This window comes from Pseudomonas mandelii (assembly GCF_900106065.1).
Lineage (GTDB): Bacteria > Pseudomonadota > Gammaproteobacteria > Pseudomonadales > Pseudomonadaceae > Aquipseudomonas > Aquipseudomonas mandelii.
The window spans coordinates 3,488,953-3,511,251 of the sequence record NZ_LT629796.1 but is presented as its reverse complement, the minus strand read 5'-3'; the positions used below and the strand labels follow the sequence as shown (position 1 = coordinate 3,511,251).

The following is a 22,299-nucleotide window of genomic DNA, read 5'->3' as shown; positions in this document are numbered from 1 at the left end:
GCTTCAGCGCAAATTGCGAACTGGTATCAACAAAGGCTGGCGATAATAGCAGACCAGACCTTTGCTGAACACCAATCACCTTCATAGCCCTGATACATTCCATCAATCAGCCTGACGACGCAGGAAAGCCGGGATGTCCAGGTAATCCAGATCATCTTGCGGATTCATCTTCGCGGCAGTCGCAGCACCGGCCTGAGCCTGGTTGCGCATGACGGTCGGACGGTCCAGGTCACGGTAATTTACCGCCGGTTGTTCCTGACGAGCGGGCGCCGATTGTTGCGGCTGGGAGGCCATGGAGGTGTGAACGGTGTTGTCGATGACCTTCACAGGCTTCTCGATCTTTGCGCCCAGACCGGTGGCAACCACAGTCACGTGCAGTTCGTCGCGCATGTCCGGATCGATAACGGTACCGACCTTGACCATCGCGTGCTCGGAAGCGAAGGCTTCGATGATGCTACCCACGTCGGAGTACTCACCCAGGGACAGGTCAGGACCGGCGGTGATGTTCACCAGGATGCCGCGTGCACCTTGCAGGTTCACGTCTTCGAGCAACGGGTTGCGAATGGCCGCTTCAGTGGCCTCACGTGCACGGTTCGGACCGCTGGCACAGCCAGTGCCCATCATCGCCATGCCCATTTCGCTCATTACAGTCCGTACGTCGGCAAAGTCGACGTTGATCATGCCCGGACGCTTGATGATGTCGGAGATACCGCGAACGGCACCGGCCAGTACATCGTCGGCCTTGGCGAAAGCCGACAGCAGGCTGGCGTCTTTACCGAGGATGGTCAGCAGCTTCTCGTTGGGAATGGTGATCAACGAGTCGACGCTTTCAGACAGCAGACGAATACCTTCGTCGGCGATCTGCATACGCTTGCGGCCTTCGAACGGGAACGGACGAGTCACCACCGCAACGGTGAGAATCCCCATTTCCTTGGCCACTTCAGCAATGATCGGCGCAGCACCGGTACCGGTACCACCGCCCATGCCGGTGGTGATGAACACCATATTGGTGCCCTGCAGGACTTCGGCAATGCGCTCACGGTCTTCGAGAGCGGCCTGACGACCTACTTCAGGGTTGGCACCGGCGCCCAGACCTTTGGTAACGCCCGTACCCAATTGCAGGATGGTCCGCGCGCCGATGGATTTCAGCGCCTGGGCATCAGTGTTGGCGCAGATGAATTCAACGCCTTCAATGTTGCTCTTGACCATGTGGTTGACGGCGTTGCCGCCGCCTCCGCCAACACCGATAACTTTAATAACCGGGCTTGCGGGGATGTTGTCTACGAGTTCGAACATTTTCCCTCTCCTTTACGTTCTCTAGTTTTTTCGCCTACTGCTTTTACTGCTTGTCGCTTTTACTGCTTGCTCTTGCGGCTTGTAGCTTGCCGCTTGAATCTGCTTCGTCAGAAGTTGCCTTGTACCCAGCTCTTGATGCGATCGAGCAAGGCGGCTTTCGGTTCTTCATTGCTGTAGCTGTCGCGGCTGCTGATGCCCGAGAACGAAATCCCGTCGGACTGCTTCTGCAGGCCGTACATCAACAGGCCTACGCCGGTGGAATAAATCGGGTTGCGGACCACGTCGTCCAGGCCCTTAACGCCGTGGGGCACGCCCAGGCGGACCGGCATGTGGAAGATCTCTTCGGCCAGTTCGACCGCGCCTTCCATTTTCGAGGTACCGCCGGTCAGCACGATGCCGGCCGGGATCAGGTCTTCGTAGCCACTGCGGCGCAGTTCGGCCTGGATCAGCGTGAACAGTTCGTCGTAACGCGGCTCGACCACTTCGGCCAGGGCCTGGCGGGACAGCTCGCGCGGTGGACGGTCGCCAACACTTGGCACCTTGATGGTTTCACCGGCACCGGCCAGCTTGGCCAGGGCGCAGGCGTAGCGAATCTTGATTTCTTCGGCGTACTGGGTCGGGGTGCGCAACGCCATGGCGATGTCGTTGGTCACCTGGTCGCCCGCAATCGGGATCACCGCGGTGTGACGGATCGCGCCTTCGGTGAAGATCGCGATGTCGGTGGTGCCGCCGCCGATGTCCACCAGGCACACGCCCAGCTCTTTCTCGTCGTCGGTCAGGACCGAATAGGCCGACGCCAGTTGCTCGAGAATGATGTCGTCGATTTCCAGACCGCAGCGACGCACGCATTTTTCAATGTTCTGTGCGGCGTTGACGGCGCAGGTCACCACATGGACCTTGGCTTCCAGACGCACGCCCGACATGCCCAGCGGCTCACGAACGCCTTCCTGGTTATCGATCACGTAATCCTGCGGCAAGGTGTGCAGTACGCGCTGGTCAGCCGGGATCGCCACGGCCTGGGCGGCGTCGAGGACACGCTCAAGGTCGGCGGAGCTGACTTCGCGATCACGAATCGCCACGATGCCGTGGGAGTTCAGGCTGCGGATGTGATTGCCGGCCACGCCGACGAACGCCGAGTGAATCCGGCAACCGGCCATCAGCTGCGCTTCTTCGATCGCGCGCTGGATCGATTGCACGGTGGACTCGATGTTCACCACCACGCCTTTCTTCAGGCCACGGGACGGATGAGTGCCGATCCCGACGATTTCGAGCGTGCCGTCGTCCGAGACCTCGCCGACCAGCGCCACCACCTTGGAGGTGCCGATATCGAGACCGACGATCATTTTGCCGCTTTGCACGTTTGCCATGGGTCCTGCCTCTTCTTAATTCTTCGCGACAGCGGGTTGGGCTGTCGTGGGCGCTACAGGTTCCCGCCAGCCAACAGCAAGGCCGTTGGCGTAGCGCAGATCGATGCGCGCAATGTTCGTAATCTGTTCTTTAAGCGTCTTGTCGTAGATGGCAATGAAGCGGCGCATCTTTTCCACCAGCTTGCCGCGTCCCAGCAGCAGTTCGATCCCCGGGCCCGCGCTGCCGGCGCCGGTGGTCAGGAACCAGCTGCCTCGTTCACGCAACTCCAGGCGTGCAATCGAGAAGCCCATCGGCCTGAGCATCTGGCTCAGCACCTGGTATTGCTGCATCACTTGCTGTTGCGCCCGTTGTGGGCCGAACAGCTGTGGCAAATGTTCGTAATTGGCCAGCTCACGCGGGGTGAACGCCTGGCCCTGGTTGTTCAACAGCGATTCATCGCCCCAACGGGCTATCGGCAGTTGTTCTTCCAGGCGGATCACTACTTGATCCGGCCACACCCGACGCACTTCGGCGTGGGCAATCCATGGCATCGTTTCAAGTTCGGTGCGCATGCTCGCAAGATCGATGGTGAAGAAGCTCGACGCCACATAAGGGGCGATTCGCTGCTGCACCGCCTGCTGGCTGATGTAACTCAAGTCACCCTGCACAGCGACTTTGGTGATCGGCCGGTCGGCGTAGGGCAGCAAACGCTGCGCGCCTTCGTAAGTGCCGAACCCCAGCGCAACCAACATCACCGGCCAGAACAGGCTTTTCAGAAAACCAAAATTGGCTTTCGGCAGGCGCGCAGACATCGGCTCTTTGGCCACCATTCGGCTCGCACCCCGTGGCACCGGCTTGCGGCCGGGTGCTGGAGGGGGCTGATGTCTCAGCTGTGCGCCTTGCATGGTCTTAACCCCGCGCCTCGATACTTGCGGCCAGAATCGCCAGAACCAGTTGCTGGAAATCCAGACCGGCGGCACGGGCCGCCATCGGCACCAGGCTGTGATCGGTCATGCCCGGTGCGGTGTTGACTTCGAGGAACCAGAACTGACCGTCGGCGTCCTGCATCACGTCTGCCCTGCCCCAACCGGCGATACCCAGCGCCTCACAGGCTTTCGCCGTGAGGTCCATCAATTCTTTTTCCTTGGTGCTGTCCAGGCCACACGGGATCCGGTACTGAGTATCGGAAGCCACGTACTTGGCGTCGTAGTCGTAGAAGCTGTGCGTGGTGCCCAGGGCAATCGGTGGCAACACCTGGTCACGCAGGGTGGCGATGGTGAACTCCGGACCTTGAATCCATTGCTCGACCAACACTTGCGAATCGTAGGTACTGGCCGCTTTCCAGGCGTCGATCAATTCCGACGCGGACGTCACTTTGGCCATCCCGATACTTGAACCTTCATGGGCCGGTTTGACGATCAAAGGGAAGCCCAGTTCCGTCGCTGCCGAAATACAATCAGCCTCTGAGCTCAGTACCGCGTGACGTGGCGTCGGGATGCCGAGGCTGTGCCAGACCTGTTTGGTCCGCAGCTTGTCCATGGCCAGTGCCGAAGCCAAAATGCCGCTGCCGGTGTAGGGAATACCCAGGCATTCGAGCAGGCCCTGCATGCTGCCGTCTTCACCGCCACGACCGTGGAGGATGACGAAGGCGCGGTCGATCTTTTCGTTCAGCAAACGCTGCAGCAGGTCATCGCCCACATCGAGGCCGAACGCATCCACACCGGCGCTCAGCAGCGCGTCGAGTACCGCGTTGCCCGACTTCAGGGACACCTCACGCTCGGCACTCTTGCCGCCGAACAGCACGGCGACGCGGCCGAAGTCTTTCGGCGCGACCGTGGAGACGAGGTTGGCGTAGGCAGCAGTCATTTCAACTTCCCCACAGTCGGCGCGGCAACAGCACCCGCAAATAGCGGACTGGCCAACAGTTTCGGGGCGAGACCACCGATATCACCGGCGCCCTGGCACAGCAGTATGTCGCCGGCACGCAGCAGCGGCTTGACCAGTGGCGCGAGGTCGACTCCGCGCTCGATGTAGATCGGGTCGAGCTGACCGCGCTGACGAATGCTGTTGCACAGCTTGCGGCTGTCGGCGCCCGGAATCGGTTCTTCACCGGCCGGGTAGACTTCCATCAGCAGCAAGACGTTGGCATCGGCCAGTACATTGACGAAATCGTCGTACAGGTCGCGTGTACGACTGTAACGGTGCGGCTGGTAAACCATCACCAGACGGCGCTCCGGCCAGCCACCGCGGACGGCCTGGATCACGGCCGCGACTTCGGTCGGGTGGTGACCGTAATCATCGACCAGCATGACGTTGCCGCCATCGACCGGCAGTTCGCCGTAGACCTGGAAGCGTCGACCGACACCCTGGAAGCCGGACAGGCCCTGGACGATGGCTTCATCGCTGACGCCCTCGTCGGTGGCGATGCAGATGGTGGCCAGCGCGTTCAGCACGTTGTGGTTACCCGGCATGTTCACCGAGACATCCAGCGGCTCGCGATCAGGGCGCAGTACGGTAAAGAAAGTCTGCATGCCTTGCTGGCGCACATTGATGGCGCGCACGTCGCAGTCATCGCCGAAGCCATAGGTAACCGTCGGGCGTTTCACCAGCGGCAGGATTTCACGCACCACCGGATCGTCCAGGCACACCACCGCCAGACCGTAGAACGGCAGGTTGTGGAGGAACTCGACGAAGGTTTTCTTCAGTTTGTTGAAGTCACCGTCATAGGTCGCCATGTGGTCGGCGTCGATGTTGGTGACCACGGCCACCAGCGGCTGCAAGTGCAGGAAACTGGCGTCGCTTTCGTCGGCTTCGGCGATCAGGTAGCGGCTGGTGCCAAGCTGGGCATTGGTGCCCGCGGCATTCAGGCGGCCACCGATGACGAACGTGGGGTCCAGGCCACCGGCCGCGAACACCGAAGCGATCAGGCTGGTGGTGGTGGTTTTGCCGTGCGTACCGGCGACGGCGATGCCGTGGCGATAGCGCATCAGCTCGGCCAGCATTTCTGCGCGTGGCACCACAGGGATGCGACGTTCCAGCGCGGTGGCGACTTCCGGGTTGGACGTGTTCACGGCGCTGGATACCACCAGCACGTCAGCGGCAGCGGCGTTTTCAGCACGGTGACCGATAAAGATGTGCGCGCCAAAAGACTCGAGACGCTCGGTGACGGGCGAAGCTTTCAGGTCGGAACCGGACACTTCATAGCCCAGGTTCAACAACACTTCGGCGATGCCGCACATGCCCACGCCGCCGATGCCGACGAAGTGGATGCGACGGATGCGGCGCATTTCCGGTTGCGGCATGGCTTTCTGTTTCTCAACCATGGGCCACCTCCAGGCAGGTATCGACCACGTTACGGGTGGCATCGGGTTTGGCCAGGCGGCGTGCCGCAGTGGCCATGTCGTTGAGTCGTTGTGGTTGCATCAGGACCTCTGTCAGGCGTGCGGCAAGATCCGCTGCGCCAGTCGTTCTTTGCGGCATCAGGAAGGCAGCGCCTTCACGGGCCAAATAATCGGCGTTGCGGGTCTGGTGATCGTCGATCGCGTGGGGCAATGGCACCAGCATCGAGGGCAGACCGGCGGCAGCCAGCTCACTGATGGTCAATGCGCCTGCGCGGCACACCACCAGGTCGGCCCAGCCATAGGCTTGGGCCATGTCTTTGATGAAAGGCTGCACTTGCGCCTCGACGCCAGCCGCGCGATAGCGCTCTGCAGTCACTTCATCGTGGTTTTTGCCGGCCTGATGAAACACTTCCGGGCGCAGGTCGGGGGCGACTTGCGACAGGGCTTCAGGCAGCAACTTGTTCAACGGCTCTGCGCCCAGGCTTCCGCCCAGAATCAGCAAACGCGCCTTGCGACCCGCCAGGGCGGGGCGCTGTGTTTCGAGGAACAGCTCGGTGCGCACCGGGTTACCGGTGGTCCGACGGCTGTCCGACAGGGTAAAGGTGTCGGGGAACGCTTCACAGACTCGGGCGGCCAACGGCACCAGCAACCGATTGGCGGTACCGGCCACGGCGTTCTGTTCATGAACGATCACCGGCACGCCGGCCAGTTTGGCTGCAACGCCACCGGGGCCGGTCACATAACCACCGAAGCCGACCACACACACTGGCCGCAGCTGACGAATGATCGCCCGCGCCTGCCAGACGGATTTGAGCACCATGAACGGCGCCTTGAGCAGGGACAACTTGCCCTTGCCGCGCAGACCAGTGGCGTTGATCCGATGCAGCTCGATACCGGCCATCGGCACCAGGTCGTTCTCGATCCCGCGCGGGGTTCCGAGCCAGTGCACGGTGTAACCGCGGGCCTGGAATTCGCGGGCGCACGCCAGCGCCGGGAACACGTGGCCACCGGTACCGCCCGCCATGATCAAGACGTTAGCGCCCATGGGTCGGCTCCTCGGCGAAGTCGCTCTCATGGAACTCCATCTCTTCGCTGCCCAAGTGGGTTCGACTCTCCCACTCGATGCGCAACAACAAGCCGAGACAGGCACCGCAAATCACCAACGAACTGCCGCCATAACTGAGGAACGGCAGGGTCAGGCCTTTGGTCGGCAACAGGCCAACGTTCACCCCGATGTTGATCAGGAACTGGCCGATCCACAGGAACGACAGGCCATAAGCGATGTAGGCGGCGAAGAATTGCTTGGCCTTCTCGGCCCAATAGCCGATGTACATGCCACGCACGCAAACAAAGACGAACAACGCCACCGTGCACAAGGAACCCACGGCACCCAGCTCTTCGGCAAGGACTGAGAACACGAAGTCGGTGTGGGCTTCCGGCAGGTAGAACTGTTTCTGCACGCTGTTGCCCAGGCCAACGCCCAGCCATTCGCCGCGACCAAACGCGATCAACGCCTGCGACAACTGATAGCCGGCACCGAACTGGTCGGCCCATGGATCGGCAAAGTTGGTCAGACGCGCCATTCGATACGGCTGAACTTGAATCAACAGCACCACTGCCCCGACCGCCAGGACCACCATCAAGGAGAAACGGAACAGTCCGACCCCGCCGAGGAACAGCATCGCCGCCGCCGCGCCCATCATCACGACGGTGGCGCCGAAGTCCGGTTCCATCAGCAACAGACCGGCCATGGGCAGCAGCACGATGAACGGCTTGAAGAAGCCCATCCAGCTTTCCCGCACTTCTTTCTGGCGACGCACCAGATAACCGGCGAGGTAGATCACCACGAACACCTTGGCGATCTCGGATGGCTGGACGTTGAAGAAACTGAAACCGATCCAGCGCATGGAACCGTTCACTTCACGGCCGATCCCCGGGATGATCACCATCACCAGCAAACCGAATGCGCCGAGCAGCATCAGCCAGCCCAGGCGCTGCCAGGTGGCGATCGGAATCATCATGGTGACGACGCAGGCACCCAGGCCCAGCACGATGTAGATCAAGTGGCGAATCATGTAGTACAGGGCACTGCCCGACTGCACGGCCGCCACTTCGGTCGACGCCGAGGCAATCATCACCAGCCCGAGACCGATCAAGGCCAGGCAACCGGCGAGCATCGGGAAGTCGAGGTCGATCCCGCGTCCGGTGATGATCGGCGACGGATAAGGCTTGATGATGTTCATCAGGCTCATACCAGATCCTCCACGGCGCGGACGAACTGGTGACCACGGTCTTCGTAATTCTTGAACATGTCGAAACTGGCGCAGGCGGGCGACAGCAGCACGGCGTCACCCGGTTCGGCGATGGCGCGGCATTGGGCAACCGCTTCATCCAGCGAACCGACGCGAATCAGCGGCACGGCATCGCCGATGGCCTGGCCGATCAAGTCGGAGTCTCGGCCCATCAGCACCACGGCGCGGCAATTGGCTGCCACCGGGTCACGCAAATCCTTGAACTCGGCACCCTTGCCATCGCCACCGGCGATCAGCACGAGTTTGCCGTCGATGTCCGCACCCAGGCCTTCGATGGCCGCCAGTGCGGCGCCGACGTTGGTGGCTTTGGAATCGTTGTAATAGCTCACGCCGTCCAGCTCACGAACCCACTGGCAACGATGTTCCAGCCCGGCGAAGGTGCGCAGGCTCGAGAGCATGGCGTCGAACGGCAGGCCGACGGCATGGCCCAGGGCCAATGCTGCCAACGCGTTGGACTGGTTGTGGGCGCCACGAATTTTCAACTCGCGCACCGGCATCAGGTTCTGGAATTCGAAGGCCAGGTACTTCTCGCCGTCTTCTTCGCGGATACCGAAAGCCTTGAAATCGGGCTTGCTCAAACCGAAGGTCCAGCAAGGCTGGCCCTCGCCCATCAGCGGACGGCTCAGGGCGTCCTGACGGTTGACCACAAACTGTTTCGCGCCACGGAAGATCCGGTGCTTGGCCAGGTGATAGGCCGGCAGACCGCTGTAGCGGTCCATGTGGTCTTCACTGACGTTGAGCACGGTCGCCACTTCGGCGTTGAGTTGATCGGTGGTTTCGAGCTGGAAGCTCGACAACTCCATCACGTACAACTCGACGTCGTCGCTGAGCAAATCCAGCGCCGGCGTACCGAGGTTGCCACCGACAGCGACACGCTTGCCCGCCGCCACCGCCATCTCGCCGACCAGGGTGGTGACAGTGCTTTTCGCGTTGGAGCCGCTGATGGCGACAATCGGCGCCTTCGCGTTACGCGCGAACAGCTCGATATCACCGGACAATTTCACGCCACGGGCGGCGGCAGCCTGCAGGGCCGGAGTCGCCAGCGCCAGGCCGGGGCTCACGTAGAGTTCGTCGGCACGGCACAGGAACTCGACGTCCAGCTCGCCACAACGCACTTCCACGTGCGGATAGTCACGCTTGAGCGTGGCCAGTTCCGGTGGATTTTCCCGCGTATCGGCCACAGCAAACGACGTGCCCCGGTTCGCCAGGAAGCGAACCAGGGACATGCCGCTCTTGCCGAGGCCGACAACGATGCGGAAGTGGTCAGAAGCGATCAGAGACACTCGTTCTACCTCAGCTTCAGGGTGGCAAGGCCGACCAGTACGAGAATCACGGTGATGATCCAGAAACGGACGATCACACGCGGCTCGGGCCAGCCCTTGAGTTCAAAATGGTGGTGAATGGGTGCCATGCGAAACACACGGCGACCGGTCAGCTTGAAAGAAGCAACCTGGATAACCACGGACAGGGTTTCCATCACGAACACGCCGCCCATGATGAACAGGACGATTTCCTGACGGACGATCACCGCGATGGTGCCCAGGGCCGCGCCCAGCGCCAGCGCGCCGACGTCGCCCATGAAGACCTGCGCCGGATAGGTGTTGAACCAGAGGAAACCGAGGCCCGCACCGATCAAGGCACCGCAGAACACGATCAACTCACCGGCGCCCGGCACATACGGAATCAGCAGGTATTCAGCGAATTTCACGTTACCGGACAGGTAGCAGAAGATGCCAAGACCGCCGCCGACCATCACCGTCGGCATGATCGCCAGACCGTCGAGGCCGTCGGTCAGGTTGACCGCGTTGCTCGAGCCGACAATCACGAAATAGGTCAGAACGACGAAGCCTATGCCCAGCGGAATGCTGTAGTCCTTGAGCATCGGCAGGATCAGGGTCGTTTCCACCGGAGTCGCAGCGGTCATATAAAGGAAGATCGCCGCGCCCAGGCCGAACACCGACTGCCAGAAATATTTCCAGCGGCTTGGAAGGCCTTTGGAGTTTTTCTCGATCACTTTGCGATAGTCGTCGACCCAGCCGATAGCGCCGAACAGCAACGTCACCAGCAACACGGTCCAGACATAACGGTTGCTCAGGTCAGCCCAGAGCAAGGTGCTGACGCCGATGGACGACAGGATCAGTGCACCGCCCATCGTCGGGGTGCCCGACTTGGACAAGTGCGATTGTGGACCGTCGTGGCGAACGGATTGACCGATCTGACGGTTCTGCAAAGTGCGGATCATCCACGGGCCATAGCACAGGGACAAAACCAGCGCGGTCAGCACACCGAGGATCCCGCGCAGGGTCAGGTACTGAAAGACCGCGAAGCCTTTGTAGAACTGTTGCAGATACTCCGCTAGCAGCAGCAGCATTAATGTTTCTCCAGACTGGACCCGCACAAAGCGGCGACGATGTTTTCCATCGCAGCGCTGCGCGAGCCCTTGATCAAAATGGTGGTGTTTGTGTCTTGCTCGGCGCCCAGGGCCTTGATCAGCTCAGCCTGAGTGCTGAAGTGAAAGGCCTGTGGACCGAAAGCGTTCACGGCGTGAGCCATCAGTGGCCCAACGGCGTAAAGCGCGGAAACCTTGCCGCGGGCGTACTCACCCACATCGCGGTGCCCCTGCTCTGCCCAATCGCCCAGTTCGCCGATATCTCCGAGCACCAGAACGGTGCGGCCGGAAAAGCCGGCGAGTATATCAACGGCGGCGCACATGGAGGTGGGGTTCGCGTTGTACGTGTCATCGATCACGCGCATGCCATTGCTGGCCAGTTGCGCGACGGTGCGGCCCTTGACCGGTTGCACCGCGCCGAGGCCGGTGGCGATGCCGAACAGCGACACGCCCAAGGCGTGTGCGGCAGCGGCGGCGGCCATGGCATTGGTAACGTTATGTGTGCCGAGCAGGTTCAGCTGAACGCGCTCCACACCTTCAGGACTGTGCAGGTTGAAGGCCGGGCAACCGCGCGCATCGCGATCCAGGTCGCTGGCATAGAAGTCGGCGCTTGGGTTGTTCAGGGCGAACGTCAGGACTTTGCGACCGCCCGCACGGGCCTTCCAGATGCCGAACGCCTTGTCGTCAAGATTGAGCACAGCGACGCCATCGGCCTCCAGCCCTTCAATGATCTCGCCCTTGGCTTCAACGATTTTTTCCGGCCCGCCAAACTCGCCGACGTGGGCGGTCCCGGCGTTGTTGAGCACGGCCACGTGCGGCTTGGTCATGCCGACGGTGTAGGCAATTTCGCCGAGACGCGACGCACCAAGTTCAATAACGGCGGAGGTATGTTCCGGCGCGAGTTCGAGCAGGGTCAGCGGGACGCCGAGGTCGTTGTTCAGGTTGCCACGGGTCGCCAGGACCGGACCGCGCGTGCGCAGGATGCTGGCGAGCATTTCCTTGACCGTGGTTTTGCCGCTGGAACCGGTGATCGCCGCGACCGGGTTGGTAAACGCGGCACGGTTCATCGCGCCCAGTTGGCCCAACGCCTGGCGGGTGTCCTTGACCAGCAATTGCGGCAGCGCGCTATCGGCGACTTCGCGCTCGACCAGAGCGGCAACCGCGCCTTTGCTGGCAACGTCGTTCAAATAGTCATGACCGTCGAAGCGCGGACCAGTCAGGGCAATAAACAGTTGGCCCGGTTTGATCGCGCGGCTGTCGATGCTGACGCCATCGAACGTGGCATCGGCTGCGATCAATCGTGCATTCAGTGCGCCAGTCAGCTCACTCAGTTTCAACGCTTTAAGCATGGGCCACCTCCCATGCGGTCAAGGCGTGATCGGCCTCGACCAGATCGGAGAAAGCGTGACGCTCGCCGTTGATTTCCTGATAGTCCTCGTGACCTTTACCGGCCAGGACAATCACGTCATCCGCCGAAGCACTGGCGATCAACTGGGCGATCGCCTGCCCACGGCCAGCGACAAAGGTGACTTTATCCACAGCGGTGAAACCGGCGCGGATGTCATCGAAAATCAACGAAGGATCTTCGGTGCGAGGGTTGTCATCGGTGACCAGCACACCGTCGGCCAGACGTTCGACCACTTCGGCCATCAGCGGACGCTTGCCGCGATCGCGATCGCCGCCACAGCCAAACAGGCACAACAAACGGCCTTTGGCGTGTGGACGCAGGGCCATCAAGACTTTTTCCAGCGCGTCCGGGGTGTGGGCGTAATCGACGACCACCAGCGGCTGAGTGCCGCCGCCCAAGCGTTGCATGCGACCGGCCGGGCCTTCGAGTTTCGGCAGGACCTTGAGGATTTCGTCCAGCGCGTAGTCCAGGCCGAGCAAAGCGCCGACGGCGGCCAGCACGTTGCTCAGGTTGAAACGACCGAGCAAGGTGCTGCGCAAATGGTGTTCGCCCTGCGGCGTGACCAGCGTGGCGCGCACGCCTTCGTCATCGAACTGCGCTTCACGGCAATACAGGTAAGCGCTGGCATCTTCCAGGCTGTAGGTAATCAGGCGCGACTCACGTTTGTCCGCAGCCAGTTGGCGGCCGAACTCGTCGTCGAGATTGATCACCCGGCACTTCAAATCGTTCCAGGCAAACAGCTTGGCCTTGGCTTCGCCGTAGGCTTGCATGGTGCCGTGGTAATCGAGGTGATCGCGGGACAGGTTGGTCATCACCGCCACATCGAATGCCAGCGCGGTCACGCGGCCTTGGTCCAGGCCGTGGGAAGACACTTCCATGGCGACGGCTTTGGCGCCGGCCTTTTTCAGGTCAGCCATGGTCGCTTGCACGGCGATCGGGTTCGGCGTGGTGTGCAGGCCACTTTCCAGTGCACCGTAGAAGCCGGTACCCAGGGTGCCGACAATGCCGCAATGCTGGCCGAGCAAATCCAGTGCTTGTGCAACCAATTGCGTGACGCTGGTCTTGCCGTTGGTGCCGGTCACGCCAACCAGGTTCAGGTGCCGGCTCGGGTCGCCATAAAAGCGACCGGCGATGTCCGACAGCTGCGCCGCCAGGCCTTTGACCGGAATCAGCGGCACGTCGGTGATCGGTAAAACGGTAGCGCCTTCGACTTCGTAAGCCACGGCAGCAGCACCGCGTTGCAAGGCATCGGCGATGTGCGCGCGCCCGTCGAGCTTGCCGCCAGGAACGGCGAGAAACAGATCGCCAGCCCGCACGTTACGGCTGTCCAGGGTCAGCTCGCGGATCAACAGATCGCGGCCGGCGTGGGCGAAAATCTTGTTCAGGCTCAAAGACATTAGCCGCGCCCTCCATTGGCTTTCAGTGGAACGACCGGTGTGGCGTTAGCGGTTTGCGTCGGTGGCAGGTTGTCCGGGGTGATGTTCATCAGGCGCAGCGTCCCGGACATCACTTTGCTGAACACCGGGGCCGATACCAGACCACCGTAGTAACCGGCTTTGGTCGGTTCATCGATCACCACCACGATTGCGTAGCGCGGATCGCTCATCGGGCCGAAGCCGGCGAACAGCGAGCGGTAGGAATTCTCGGCATAGCCTTTGGTGCCCACCGACGTCTTGCGCGCAGTACCCGACTTGCCGCCCACGTGATACGCCGGCACTTGCGCACGGAATACACCGCGCGGGGCTTCGATCACCTGGGTCAGCATGGTCTGCATGGTTTTCGCGACGGCTTCCGGCAGCACTTGCGTGGTTTGCGCTGGTTTGTCGGTTTTGATCAGGGTCAGCGGTGCGAGACGACCGTTGTTGGCCAGGGCCGAGAAGGCGTGGACCAGCTGGATCGCGGTCACGGAAATACCGTAGCCGTAGGACAGCGTGGCGGTTTCAGCCTTGCGCCATTCGCGGTAGTTCGGCAGGTTGCCGACGCGTTCGCCCGGGAAGCCGAGACCGGTGTCCTGGCCGAGGCCGACTTTCTGCGCGAGGCGGAAGATGGTTTCGCCGCCGATATCAAACGCGACCTTACTCATGCCGACGTTACTGGAATTGATCAGGATGCCGGTCAGGTCAAGCACCGGGCCTTCGGACTTGGAGACGTCCTTGATGGTGTATTTACCAATCTGCAAAGTGCCCGGGTACACCTCGACGGTGTCGCTCGGTTTCCAGCGCCCGGTTTCGATCGCGGCACTCATGGAAATGGCTTTCATGGTCGAACCCGGCTCGAACACGTCGATCATGGCGCGGTTGCGCATCATCGCCGGTTGCAGGTTGCGACGGTTGTTCGGGTTGTAGGTCGGCTGGTTGACCATGGCGAGGATCTCACCGGTCTTCACGTCCATGATCACCAGGCTGCCGGCCTTGGCACCGTTCTCGATGATCGCGTTACGCAGCTCGCGGTTGGCCAGGTATTGCAGACGCAGGTCAATGGACAACGCCAAGGGCTTGCCGGCCTTGGCGTTTTTGGTGACCTGGACATCCTTGATAAGTCGGCCACGCCGATCCTTGATGACCTGTCGCTTGCCGGGGACGCCGGCCAGCCATTCGTCGTAGGCCAGTTCGACCCCTTCACGACCGTGGTCATCGATGTCGGTAAAGCCGACCATGTGTGCGGTGACTTCACCGGCCGGGTAGAAACGCCGGAACTCTTCGATGCCGTAGACACCCGGCACTTTCAGGTCGAGCACGGACTGGCCTTGCTCGGGAGTCAGCCCGCGCACCAGGTAGATGAATTCTTTGTTGGCCTGGGCTTCGAGACGTTCGGCCAGGGCTTTAGGGTCTTGGCCCAGCGCGGCCGCCAGGGCTGGCCATTTCTCTTTGGCCAGCTGCATTTCCTTGGCGTTCGCCCACAGTGTGGTGACCGGGGTACTCACGGCCAATGGCTCGCCGTTACGGTCGGTGATCAGACCACGGTGAGCCGGAATCGGAATGTGACGAACGCTGCGCGCATCGCCCTGACCTTTAAGGAAGGCACGGTCGACGACTTGCAGGTCGATGATGCGCCAGCAAATCGCCGCGACCATGATGCCGAGCAAGCCCAGCACCAGGCGGAAACGCCATGGGAACAGTGCGCCTTCGAGTTTCATCATGGCGCCACCATCTGCACTTCAGCGGCGCCGGGAATGCGCATCTTCAGTTGCTCGGTGGCCAGCACTTCGATACGGCTGTGCGCAGTCCAGGTGCTCTGCTCGAGAATCAACCGGCCCCACTCCGCCTGCGCCTTGTCGCGCACGCTCAACTCGGCGTACAGCGAGTTCAGCAACTGACGGTTCCAGTGGGCGCTGTACGACACGCCGATGGCCGACACGAGCACGCCAATAAACAGCAGCAGCATGAAAAAGCTTCCGCCGGGAAGAGGCTTGGCGAAAAGCTTGCTCACCGCAGCTTCTCCGCGACGCGCATGACGGCGCTCCGGGAACGTGGGTTGGCTTTGAGTTCGGCCTCGGAGGCGGACTGCGCTTTGCCATGGATTTTGATGATCGGTTCGAACGCGACGTGACGGACCGGCAGGTTGCGCGGCAGGTTGTCGGCTTCGCCTTTTACCAGCTTGCGCATGAACAGTTTGACGATGCGGTCTTCCAGCGAGTGGAAGCTGATGACGACCAGACGGCCGCCGATCTCCAGGCAGTCCAGGGCTGCTTCGAGGCCGGCTTCCAGGTCGCCCAGTTCGTTGTTGACGTGGATACGCAGGCCCTGGAACGCACGGGTGGCAGGGTTCTTGCCCTTTTCCCATGCCGGGTTGGCGACTTTCAGGACTTCAGCCAGGTCGGCCGTGCGCTCGAACGGCTTGATGTCGCGACGCTCGGCCACGGCACGGGCCATGCGGCCGGAGAAACGCTCTTCGCCGTATTCCTTGAATACGCGGGCGATCTCTTCCACCGGTGCGGTGTTGACGAATTCGGCAGCGCTGATCCCGCGGGACGGGTCCATACGCATGTCCAGCGGGCCATCATTGAGGAAACTGAAGCCGCGCTCAGGGTCGTCGAGCTGCGGCGAAGACACGCCCAGGTCGAGCAACACGCCGCTGACCTTGCCGTGCAGGCCACGTTCGGCCACTTCCGAACCCAGCTCGGCAAAGCTGCGTTGCACAACGACAAAGCGGCCGTCTTCGGCCGCTAGCGTTTGCCCGGTGGCAATCGCTTGAGGATCTTTGTCGAATCCGAGGACCCGACCATCGGGGCCGAGCTGGCTGAGGATCAACCGACTGTGCCCGCCGCGCCCGAACGTACCGTCCAGATAGCAGCCATCAGGACGTACGGCGAGAGCCTCCACGGCTTCGTCAAGCAGTACGGTGATGTGGTTAAAGCCGCTATCAATAGTCACAGGATCAAATCACGCAGTTCATCAGGCATGGCGCCCGGTTGTTGAATAGCAGCCAGGTCAGCGGCAGAAACCGCATCCCAGGCATCCTCGTCCCACAATTGGAACTTGTTCAGTTGGCCTACCAACATCGCGCGCTTATCCAACCTGGCATATTCACGAAGACGCGGCGGAACCAGAAAACGACCACTGCCATCGAGCTCGAGGTCGACGGCATTACCAATCAGCAAACGTTGCAGGCGGCGGTTCTCTTCGCGAAGCGAAGGCAGTGCGCGCAGTTTGGTTTCGATAATTTCCCACTCATCGAGGGGGTAAACACACAAACACGGATCAACGGCATCAATTGTGACGATCAGTTGACCGGAACTACGCGAAACGAGCTCGTCACGGTACCGGCTCGGCATAGCGAGACGGCCCTTTGCGTCGAGACTGATAGCGTTAGCTCCGCGAAACACGTCAGCGTTTCTCCAAATATTAGCGTTTTACGCTCAAAAAACCCACTTCATGCCACTTTCCGCCACTTGCGCACACTATAGGAATGCGGCCACCGCACCGTCAAGGCGCGGTTTAAAGGAAAAGCCTTACAGAACTGAGATTTAGGAGGGTAAACGGAGGGGTAACGACAATCTGACGGCTGAATTTGCCCAATAACTTGAATCAGCACAGAAGGCTGCGTTCGAAAGTTAAAGTAGTTTGTTAAGAGTAAGATTTTTTCGGTATTACGAAAGTGTTCTGGCAACGATTCTGGAAGGAGGGAAAATGCTACTACCAGCGCCCTGCTTAAATGATTAAAGCAGGGAGGAGAAAAAGGTGGAGAGTCGATCTGTAAGCCGGGTTCTGTCTTGAACAGTCATTCGTCTACGATGGCCATCACTGGACATCTTTAGCAACCTACCCGGTCCCAGCGCGGGCCACGCCTTGGGACCCTATTTGGTCTTGCTCCAAGTGGGGTTTACCTAGCCACGAACTGTTGCCAGACGTGCGGTGCGCTCTTACCGCACCTTTTCACCCTTACCGGCGCCGAAGCGCTTAGGCGGTTATTTTCTGTGGCACTTTCCGTAGGCTCACGCCTCCCAGGCATTACCTGGCACTTCGCCCTATGGAGCCCGGACTTTCCTCCCCCCCCTAATTTTCATAGAGGGCAGCGACTGTCCAATCGACTCTCCGCCGCGAAGGTTAACGGCAGAGCGGCCGAAGAACAAGCGCTAAACGCCTTTGGCTGCTCCTGTGCGTCGGGTTTTTACTCGCCCTTCTGTTTATCCAGCGCCACCTGATAGAGCACATTCTTGCGCTCACCGGTAATTTGCGCCGCCAATGCCGCCGCACGCTTGAGCGGCATCTCTTCAAGCAACAGATTGAGGATGCGCATGGCCTCACTGCTGACCGCGTCCTCGGTCTCGGGTACAGACCAGCCCGCCACCAACACCACACACTCGCCACGCTGCTGATTGCTGTCCGACTCGACGAACTCACGCAGCTCGGCCAGCGGCAGGCCTTTGAGGGTTTCGAAGGTTTTGGTGATTTCACGGGCCAACAACGCCGGACGTTCGGGACCGAACACCAGCTCCATGTCTTGCAGGCACTCAAGGATGCGATGCGGCGCCTCATAGAAAATCAGTGTGCGCGGCTCTTCCTTGACCAGTTCAAGACGAGCACGACGACCGACCGCCTTGGCCGGCAGGAAGCCTTCGAAAATGAAACGGTCCGACGGCAGCCCCGCCGCCGACAATGCCGCGATCAATGCACAGGCACCCGGAACCGGCACCACATTGATCCCGGCGGCACGAGCCTGACGCACCAGGTGATAACCCGGATCGGAAATCAGCGGCGTGCCAGCATCGGAGATCAGCGCCACATCATCCCCCGCCAGCAATCGCGTGATAAAGCGGCTACCCTCGTCGCGCTCGTTGTGCTCATGGCACGCGGCCAGCGGCGTGGGAATGCCGAAATGCTGCATCAGGCGCTGTGAGTGACGAGTGTCTTCGGCGGCAATCAACGCGACGTCGCGCAGGATCTTCAGCGCACGTGCACTGATGTCGTCCAGGTTGCCGATGGGCGTCGCCACCACATAAAGCGAGCCAGCAGCGGAATTCAAAGCACCTGGAGCAGTCAAAGCGCACACCTCATGATCGGTAAAAGGCGACATTGTAGCGCGTAGCGGCGCTTGCGATCGCCCCGCCCTCCTCGGGTTTTTCAGGCGTTTGTGCAGCGCTGCAACATTTGTACGAGCTAAATTGATCGATTCACGCCAGTAACATCGCGCCCCGGCCAGTGCTTGGGTACAATTCCACGCTAATTTGATCGAGTATCAGGAACACTACATGATCGCTTGCCTGCGGCTGTTCACTGCCCTCTGCCTCGCTGCCTTGCTGGCGGCTTGCGCCAGCTCGCCCTCCTCCAGCCTTGGCGAACTTCCACGGACCCCTGACGCCAGTATCGAGCAGCTGCTCGAACAGGCCGCTCAAAGCAAGGACCCGGAAAAAGCTGCGTTGCTGCGCCTGAGCGCGGCCGACCTGGCCTATCGTCAGGGCAATGCCGGCCAGTCCGCGCAAATCCTGCAACAGGTTCCGGTGGAACAACTCAAGCCAGGCCAACAGGTCTTCGCCAGCACCCTGGCGGCTGAACTGGCCATGGCGCGCAATCAGCCCAAGGCAGCGTTGACTGCCTTGAGCCATCCGAGCCTGCAACGCCTGAGCGAATTGCCGGTCGAGCAACAGGTTCGCACCGGCACTGTCCATGCTCGCGCCCTTGAGGCCGACGGACAGACGCTGGCCGCCGCACGGGAGCGCATTTTCATCGCACCCATGCTCGAAGGTGAAGCCGCCGCCAAAAACCACGAAGCGATCTGGACCCTGATCGCCTCGCTGCCAACCGATCAACTGCAGCCCACCACCAATGATGACCTCGGCGGCTGGATGGGCCTGGCACTGGCGGTGAAAACCGCCGGAACCCTGGAACAGCAGCAAGCCGCGATTGACAACTGGCGCGCCCAGAACCCTAAGCACCCGGCTGCCATTCAGTTGCCTCTGCCACTGACCAAGCTCAAGGAACTGGCCAGCCAGCCCCTGAGCAAGATCGCCCTGCTGCTGCCGCAAGACGGCCCGCTGGCGTCGGTCGGCAAAGCACTGCGCGAAGGTTTCATGGCTGCTCACTACCAGGCTCAACAAGCCGGGCAGAAGCCGCCTGCCATTGAGTTCTATGACAGCTCGAAACTGACTTCGATGGACGAGTTCTATCGCAAGGCCCAGGCCGATGGCGTGCAACTGGTGGTCGGTCCGCTGGAAAAACCACTGGTCAAACAGCTCAGTGCTCGCCCGCAGCTGCCGATCACCACCCTGGCGCTGAACTACAGCGAAGGTGAACAAGGTCCGGCCCAGCTGTTCCAGTTTGGTCTGGCCGCTGAAGACGAAGCCCGTGAAGTGTCTCGTCGTGCTCGCGCCGACGGCCTGCATCGCGCCGCCATCATGGTGCCGAAAGGCGAATGGGGCGATCGCGTGTTGCGCGCATTCAGCCAGGACTGGCAAGCCAACGGTGGCAGCATTGTCGCGACCGAGCGCGTTGACCAACCGGTTCAACTGGCCCAGCAGATTGCCGACATGTTCCAGCTGCGCCAGAGCGAAGGTCGCGCCAAGAGCCTGCAAAGCACCGTCGGCTCGCAGATAGCAGCCCAGCCTTCACGCCGTCAGGACATCGAGTTCATCTTCCTGGCTGCCACTCCGCAACAGGCCCAGCAGATCAAACCGACCTTGAACTTCCAGTACGCGGGCGATGTGCCGGTTTACGCCACCTCCCACGTGTTCAGTGCCAGCGGCGACGTGAACCAGTACAACGACATGAACGGCATCCGCTTCTGCGAAACCCCGTGGTTGCTGGACGCCAATGATCCGCTGCGCAAACAGGTCACCGCACAATGGCCGCAAGCCGCCGGCAGCCTCGGCCGCCTCTACGCAATGGGCGTTGACGCCTATCGCCTGGCACCGCGACTGGGGCAACTCAAGGCACTGCCGGACAGCCGTATTGAAGGTCAGTCGGGCAGCCTGGGCATGACTCAAAACCAGCGCGTGGTGCGCCAGTTGCCTTGGGCACAGTTCGTCAGCGGTCAGGTTCAACGCCTGCCGGATACCTCACGCTGATGCCTGACAGGTCACGCCAGCAAAGCGGTAAAGATGCCGAGCGCCATGCGCTCGAGCATCTTCAACAGCAAGGTCTGCGCCTGCTGGCGCAGAACTGGTTGTGTAAACGCGGCGAGCTTGATCTGGTCATGCTTGATGGCGATACAGTAGTATTCGTTGAAGTCCGCTATAGAAAAAACACCCAGTGGGGTGGAGCGCTCGACAGCATCGATGGGCGCAAACGGCAGAAACTGATTTTCGCCGCGCAGTATTTTCTTCAGCGCGAGTCGCGTTGGGCCAATTCCCCCTGCCGCTTCGACGTGGTTGCCATCGACAGCAACCTCGATCAGTTGAACTGGTTGCAGAATGCCTTCGATAGCTGATCGCCTGCACCCCGAAGCGGACACCTTTACCCAACACTTTTGCTCTTTGCTTTGCGGGCTGCACATTCATGTGCCGAGTAGCCGCGCTAATTAAGGTCACACAGATGGACATGCAATCCCGAATTCGCCAGCTTTTTCAGGCCAGTATCGACACCAAGCAAATGGCGATGGACGTACTTGCACCGCACATCGAGCAAGCCAGCCAGGTAATGGTCAACGCCCTGCTCAATGAGGGCAAAATGCTTTCCTGCGGCAACGGCGGCTCCGCCGGTGATGCCCAGCACTTTTCGTCCGAGCTGCTCAACCGCTTCGAGCGCGAACGTCCGAGCCTGCCCGCCATTGCGCTGACCACCGACAGCTCGACGATCACCTCGATCGCCAATGACTACAGCTACAACGAAATTTTCTCCAAACAGATCCGCGCGCTGGGCCAACCGGGTGACGTATTGCTGGCGATTTCCACCAGCGGTAACTCGGCGAACATTATTCAAGCGATCCAGGCCGCACATGATCGCGAAATGATTGTCGTAGCATTGACTGGTCGCGATGGCGGCGGCATGGCGTCGTTGCTATTACCCGAGGACGTCGAGATTCGCGTACCGGCCAACGTCACCGCACGTATTCAGGAAGTCCACCTGCTGGCGATCCATTGCCTTTGCGATTTGATCGACAGCCAACTGTTCGGGAGTGAAGAATGACCCCTAATCGCCTAGGCCTTCTGGCCTTGACCCTGTGCCTCGGCATCAGCGGCTGCACTTCGGTGGTTAAAGCCAGCCGTGAAGCACCCATTGAAGATGACCGCGGTACGCGCACCTTCGGCAGCAAGATCGATGACTCCCTGATCGACACCAAGGTCGGCGTCAACGTCGCCAAGGCCGATCCTGCCCTGGACAACGATTCGCACATCGTCGTCACCAGCTTCAACGGCGTCGTGCTGCTCGCCGGGCAAACACCGACTGCCGAGCTCAAGGCCAAGGCCGAACAGGCTGCCGCCGCGGTCCAGCGCGTGAAGAAGGTGCATAACGAACTGCAGGTCCTGCCGCCCTCCGGTTTCCTTGCCCGTCAGAACGACACCTGGCTGACCTCCAAGATCAAAACCCAGATGCTCACCGACCCGAACATCCCGGGTTCGCGCATCAAGGTCGTCACCGAGAACGGCATCGTTTATCTGCTGGGCCTGCTGACCAAGCAGGAAGCGGCGCAGGCTACCAATCTGGTGCAAAGCGTTTCTGGCGTGCAGAAGATTGTGAAGTTGTTTGAGTACATTGACTGATATGGCTTATCGGCGATGGTGCTCTTAAAGACGCCTTCGCCGGCAAGCCTGGCGCCTACATGAAATAA

20 protein-coding genes and 1 other RNA gene are annotated in these 22,299 nt (G+C 60.9%); 4 read left to right on the top strand and 17 right to left on the bottom strand.

Features of this window, described 5'->3' with window-relative positions:
- Positions 1-102: 102 nt before the first annotated feature.
- From ftsZ to rsmI, 17 genes are all read right to left on the bottom strand, one after another.
- Complete coding sequence (ftsZ, locus tag BLU63_RS16165) at positions 103-1,296, bottom strand: cell division protein FtsZ (protein WP_007943486.1); 1,194 nt, start codon at positions 1,294-1,296, stop codon at positions 103-105.
- A 107-nt stretch (positions 1,297-1,403) separates the two neighbouring features.
- Positions 1,404-2,663, bottom strand: a complete 1,260-nt coding sequence (gene ftsA, locus BLU63_RS16160; RefSeq protein ID WP_008147519.1) for a cell division protein FtsA — start codon at positions 2,661-2,663, stop codon at positions 1,404-1,406.
- 15 nt (positions 2,664-2,678) lie between these two features.
- Positions 2,679-3,548 (bottom strand): cell division protein FtsQ/DivIB, encoded by an 870-nt coding sequence (locus tag BLU63_RS16155; RefSeq protein WP_010458113.1) that lies wholly within the window; start codon positions 3,546-3,548, stop codon positions 2,679-2,681.
- A gap of 4 nt (positions 3,549-3,552) precedes the next feature.
- Positions 3,553-4,509: a D-alanine--D-alanine ligase gene (locus BLU63_RS16150; protein ID WP_010458115.1), complete on the bottom strand. Its 957-nt coding sequence runs from the start codon at positions 4,507-4,509 to the stop codon at positions 3,553-3,555.
- Complete coding sequence (gene murC, locus BLU63_RS16145) at positions 4,506-5,966, bottom strand: UDP-N-acetylmuramate--L-alanine ligase (RefSeq protein ID WP_077748991.1); 1,461 nt, start codon at positions 5,964-5,966, stop codon at positions 4,506-4,508. The genes BLU63_RS16150 and murC overlap by 4 nt, the downstream gene beginning before the upstream one ends.
- Positions 5,959-7,029 (bottom strand): undecaprenyldiphospho-muramoylpentapeptide beta-N-acetylglucosaminyltransferase, encoded by a 1,071-nt coding sequence (murG, locus tag BLU63_RS16140; RefSeq protein WP_010458119.1) that lies wholly within the window; start codon positions 7,027-7,029, stop codon positions 5,959-5,961. Before murG ends, murC begins: the two co-directional genes overlap by 8 nt.
- Positions 7,019-8,236, bottom strand: a complete 1,218-nt coding sequence (gene ftsW / locus BLU63_RS16135) for a putative lipid II flippase FtsW (RefSeq protein WP_010458121.1) — start codon at positions 8,234-8,236, stop codon at positions 7,019-7,021. Before ftsW ends, murG begins: the two co-directional genes overlap by 11 nt.
- On the bottom strand, positions 8,233-9,579 hold the full coding sequence (murD, locus tag BLU63_RS16130; protein ID WP_083375775.1) for a UDP-N-acetylmuramoyl-L-alanine--D-glutamate ligase: 1,347 nt from the start codon (positions 9,577-9,579) through the stop codon (positions 8,233-8,235). Before murD ends, ftsW begins: the two co-directional genes overlap by 4 nt.
- A gap of 5 nt (positions 9,580-9,584) precedes the next feature.
- Complete coding sequence (gene mraY / locus BLU63_RS16125) at positions 9,585-10,667, bottom strand: phospho-N-acetylmuramoyl-pentapeptide-transferase (RefSeq protein ID WP_010458126.1); 1,083 nt, start codon at positions 10,665-10,667, stop codon at positions 9,585-9,587.
- Positions 10,667-12,034, bottom strand: a complete 1,368-nt coding sequence (locus BLU63_RS16120) for a UDP-N-acetylmuramoyl-tripeptide--D-alanyl-D-alanine ligase (RefSeq protein ID WP_083375774.1) — start codon at positions 12,032-12,034, stop codon at positions 10,667-10,669. Before BLU63_RS16120 ends, mraY begins: the two co-directional genes overlap by 1 nt.
- Positions 12,027-13,490, bottom strand: coding sequence for a UDP-N-acetylmuramoyl-L-alanyl-D-glutamate--2,6-diaminopimelate ligase (locus BLU63_RS16115; protein ID WP_010458130.1), 1,464 nt, complete (start codon positions 13,488-13,490; stop codon positions 12,027-12,029). Before BLU63_RS16115 ends, BLU63_RS16120 begins: the two co-directional genes overlap by 8 nt.
- On the bottom strand, positions 13,490-15,229 hold the full coding sequence (locus BLU63_RS16110; protein ID WP_169857918.1) for a peptidoglycan D,D-transpeptidase FtsI family protein: 1,740 nt from the start codon (positions 15,227-15,229) through the stop codon (positions 13,490-13,492). Before BLU63_RS16110 ends, BLU63_RS16115 begins: the two co-directional genes overlap by 1 nt.
- Entirely contained in the window at positions 15,229-15,522 is a 294-nt protein-coding gene (gene ftsL, locus BLU63_RS16105) for a cell division protein FtsL (protein ID WP_010458132.1), read from the bottom strand. The genes BLU63_RS16110 and ftsL overlap by 1 nt, the downstream gene beginning before the upstream one ends.
- Positions 15,519-16,466 (bottom strand): 16S rRNA (cytosine(1402)-N(4))-methyltransferase RsmH, encoded by a 948-nt coding sequence (gene rsmH / locus BLU63_RS16100; protein WP_010458133.1) that lies wholly within the window; start codon positions 16,464-16,466, stop codon positions 15,519-15,521. The genes ftsL and rsmH overlap by 4 nt, the downstream gene beginning before the upstream one ends.
- Entirely contained in the window at positions 16,463-16,918 is a 456-nt protein-coding gene (gene mraZ, locus BLU63_RS16095; protein WP_008025967.1) for a division/cell wall cluster transcriptional repressor MraZ, read from the bottom strand. The genes rsmH and mraZ overlap by 4 nt, the downstream gene beginning before the upstream one ends.
- A gap of 355 nt (positions 16,919-17,273) precedes the next feature.
- Positions 17,274-17,627, bottom strand: an RNA gene (rnpB, locus tag BLU63_RS16090) — RNase P RNA component class A.
- Between the two features lie 76 nt (positions 17,628-17,703).
- Positions 17,704-18,609: a 16S rRNA (cytidine(1402)-2'-O)-methyltransferase gene (gene rsmI / locus BLU63_RS16085; RefSeq protein ID WP_167362276.1), complete on the bottom strand. Its 906-nt coding sequence runs from the start codon at positions 18,607-18,609 to the stop codon at positions 17,704-17,706.
- A 175-nt stretch (positions 18,610-18,784) separates the two neighbouring features.
- On the opposite strand from rsmI, the gene BLU63_RS16080 reads away from it, so the two are divergent.
- The 4 genes from BLU63_RS16080 (at position 18,785) to BLU63_RS16065 (ending at position 22,231) form a co-directional block, all read left to right on the top strand.
- Positions 18,785-20,596, top strand: coding sequence for a penicillin-binding protein activator (locus BLU63_RS16080; protein WP_077748995.1), 1,812 nt, complete (start codon positions 18,785-18,787; stop codon positions 20,594-20,596).
- Complete coding sequence (locus BLU63_RS16075; RefSeq protein ID WP_007904371.1) at positions 20,596-20,958, top strand: YraN family protein; 363 nt, start codon at positions 20,596-20,598, stop codon at positions 20,956-20,958. The genes BLU63_RS16080 and BLU63_RS16075 overlap by 1 nt, the downstream gene beginning before the upstream one ends.
- 104 nt (positions 20,959-21,062) lie before the next feature.
- Positions 21,063-21,656, top strand: a complete 594-nt coding sequence (locus BLU63_RS16070; RefSeq protein ID WP_008025961.1) for a phosphoheptose isomerase — start codon at positions 21,063-21,065, stop codon at positions 21,654-21,656.
- Complete coding sequence (locus BLU63_RS16065) at positions 21,653-22,231, top strand: BON domain-containing protein (RefSeq protein WP_010458144.1); 579 nt, start codon at positions 21,653-21,655, stop codon at positions 22,229-22,231. The genes BLU63_RS16070 and BLU63_RS16065 overlap by 4 nt, the downstream gene beginning before the upstream one ends.
- Positions 22,232-22,299: the final 68 nt, after the last annotated feature.

Coding starts and splice junctions, on each gene's coding strand:
- BLU63_RS16080 (WP_077748995.1), top strand. CDS start 18,785: ATGATCGCTTGCCTGCGGCTGTTCACTGCCCTCTGCCTCGCTGCCTTG.
- ftsW (WP_010458121.1), bottom strand. CDS start 8,236: ATGAGCCTGATGAACATCATCAAGCCTTATCCGTCGCCGATCATCACC.
- BLU63_RS16120 (WP_083375774.1), bottom strand. CDS start 12,034: ATGCTTAAAGCGTTGAAACTGAGTGAGCTGACTGGCGCACTGAATGCA.
- BLU63_RS16070 (WP_008025961.1), top strand. CDS start 21,063: ATGGACATGCAATCCCGAATTCGCCAGCTTTTTCAGGCCAGTATCGAC.
- mraY (WP_010458126.1), bottom strand. CDS start 10,667: ATGCTGCTGCTGCTAGCGGAGTATCTGCAACAGTTCTACAAAGGCTTC.
- ftsZ (WP_007943486.1), bottom strand. CDS start 1,296: ATGTTCGAACTCGTAGACAACATCCCCGCAAGCCCGGTTATTAAAGTT.
- rsmI (WP_167362276.1), bottom strand. CDS start 18,609: ATGTCGCCTTTTACCGATCATGAGGTGTGCGCTTTGACTGCTCCAGGT.
- BLU63_RS16075 (WP_007904371.1), top strand. CDS start 20,596: ATGCCTGACAGGTCACGCCAGCAAAGCGGTAAAGATGCCGAGCGCCAT.
- murG (WP_010458119.1), bottom strand. CDS start 7,029: ATGGGCGCTAACGTCTTGATCATGGCGGGCGGTACCGGTGGCCACGTG.
- BLU63_RS16065 (WP_010458144.1), top strand. CDS start 21,653: ATGACCCCTAATCGCCTAGGCCTTCTGGCCTTGACCCTGTGCCTCGGC.
- ftsA (WP_008147519.1), bottom strand. CDS start 2,663: ATGGCAAACGTGCAAAGCGGCAAAATGATCGTCGGTCTCGATATCGGC.
- BLU63_RS16150 (WP_010458115.1), bottom strand. CDS start 4,509: ATGACTGCTGCCTACGCCAACCTCGTCTCCACGGTCGCGCCGAAAGAC.
- BLU63_RS16155 (WP_010458113.1), bottom strand. CDS start 3,548: ATGCAAGGCGCACAGCTGAGACATCAGCCCCCTCCAGCACCCGGCCGC.
- murC (WP_077748991.1), bottom strand. CDS start 5,966: ATGGTTGAGAAACAGAAAGCCATGCCGCAACCGGAAATGCGCCGCATC.
- BLU63_RS16115 (WP_010458130.1), bottom strand. CDS start 13,490: ATGTCTTTGAGCCTGAACAAGATTTTCGCCCACGCCGGCCGCGATCTG.
- BLU63_RS16110 (WP_169857918.1), bottom strand. CDS start 15,229: ATGAAACTCGAAGGCGCACTGTTCCCATGGCGTTTCCGCCTGGTGCTG.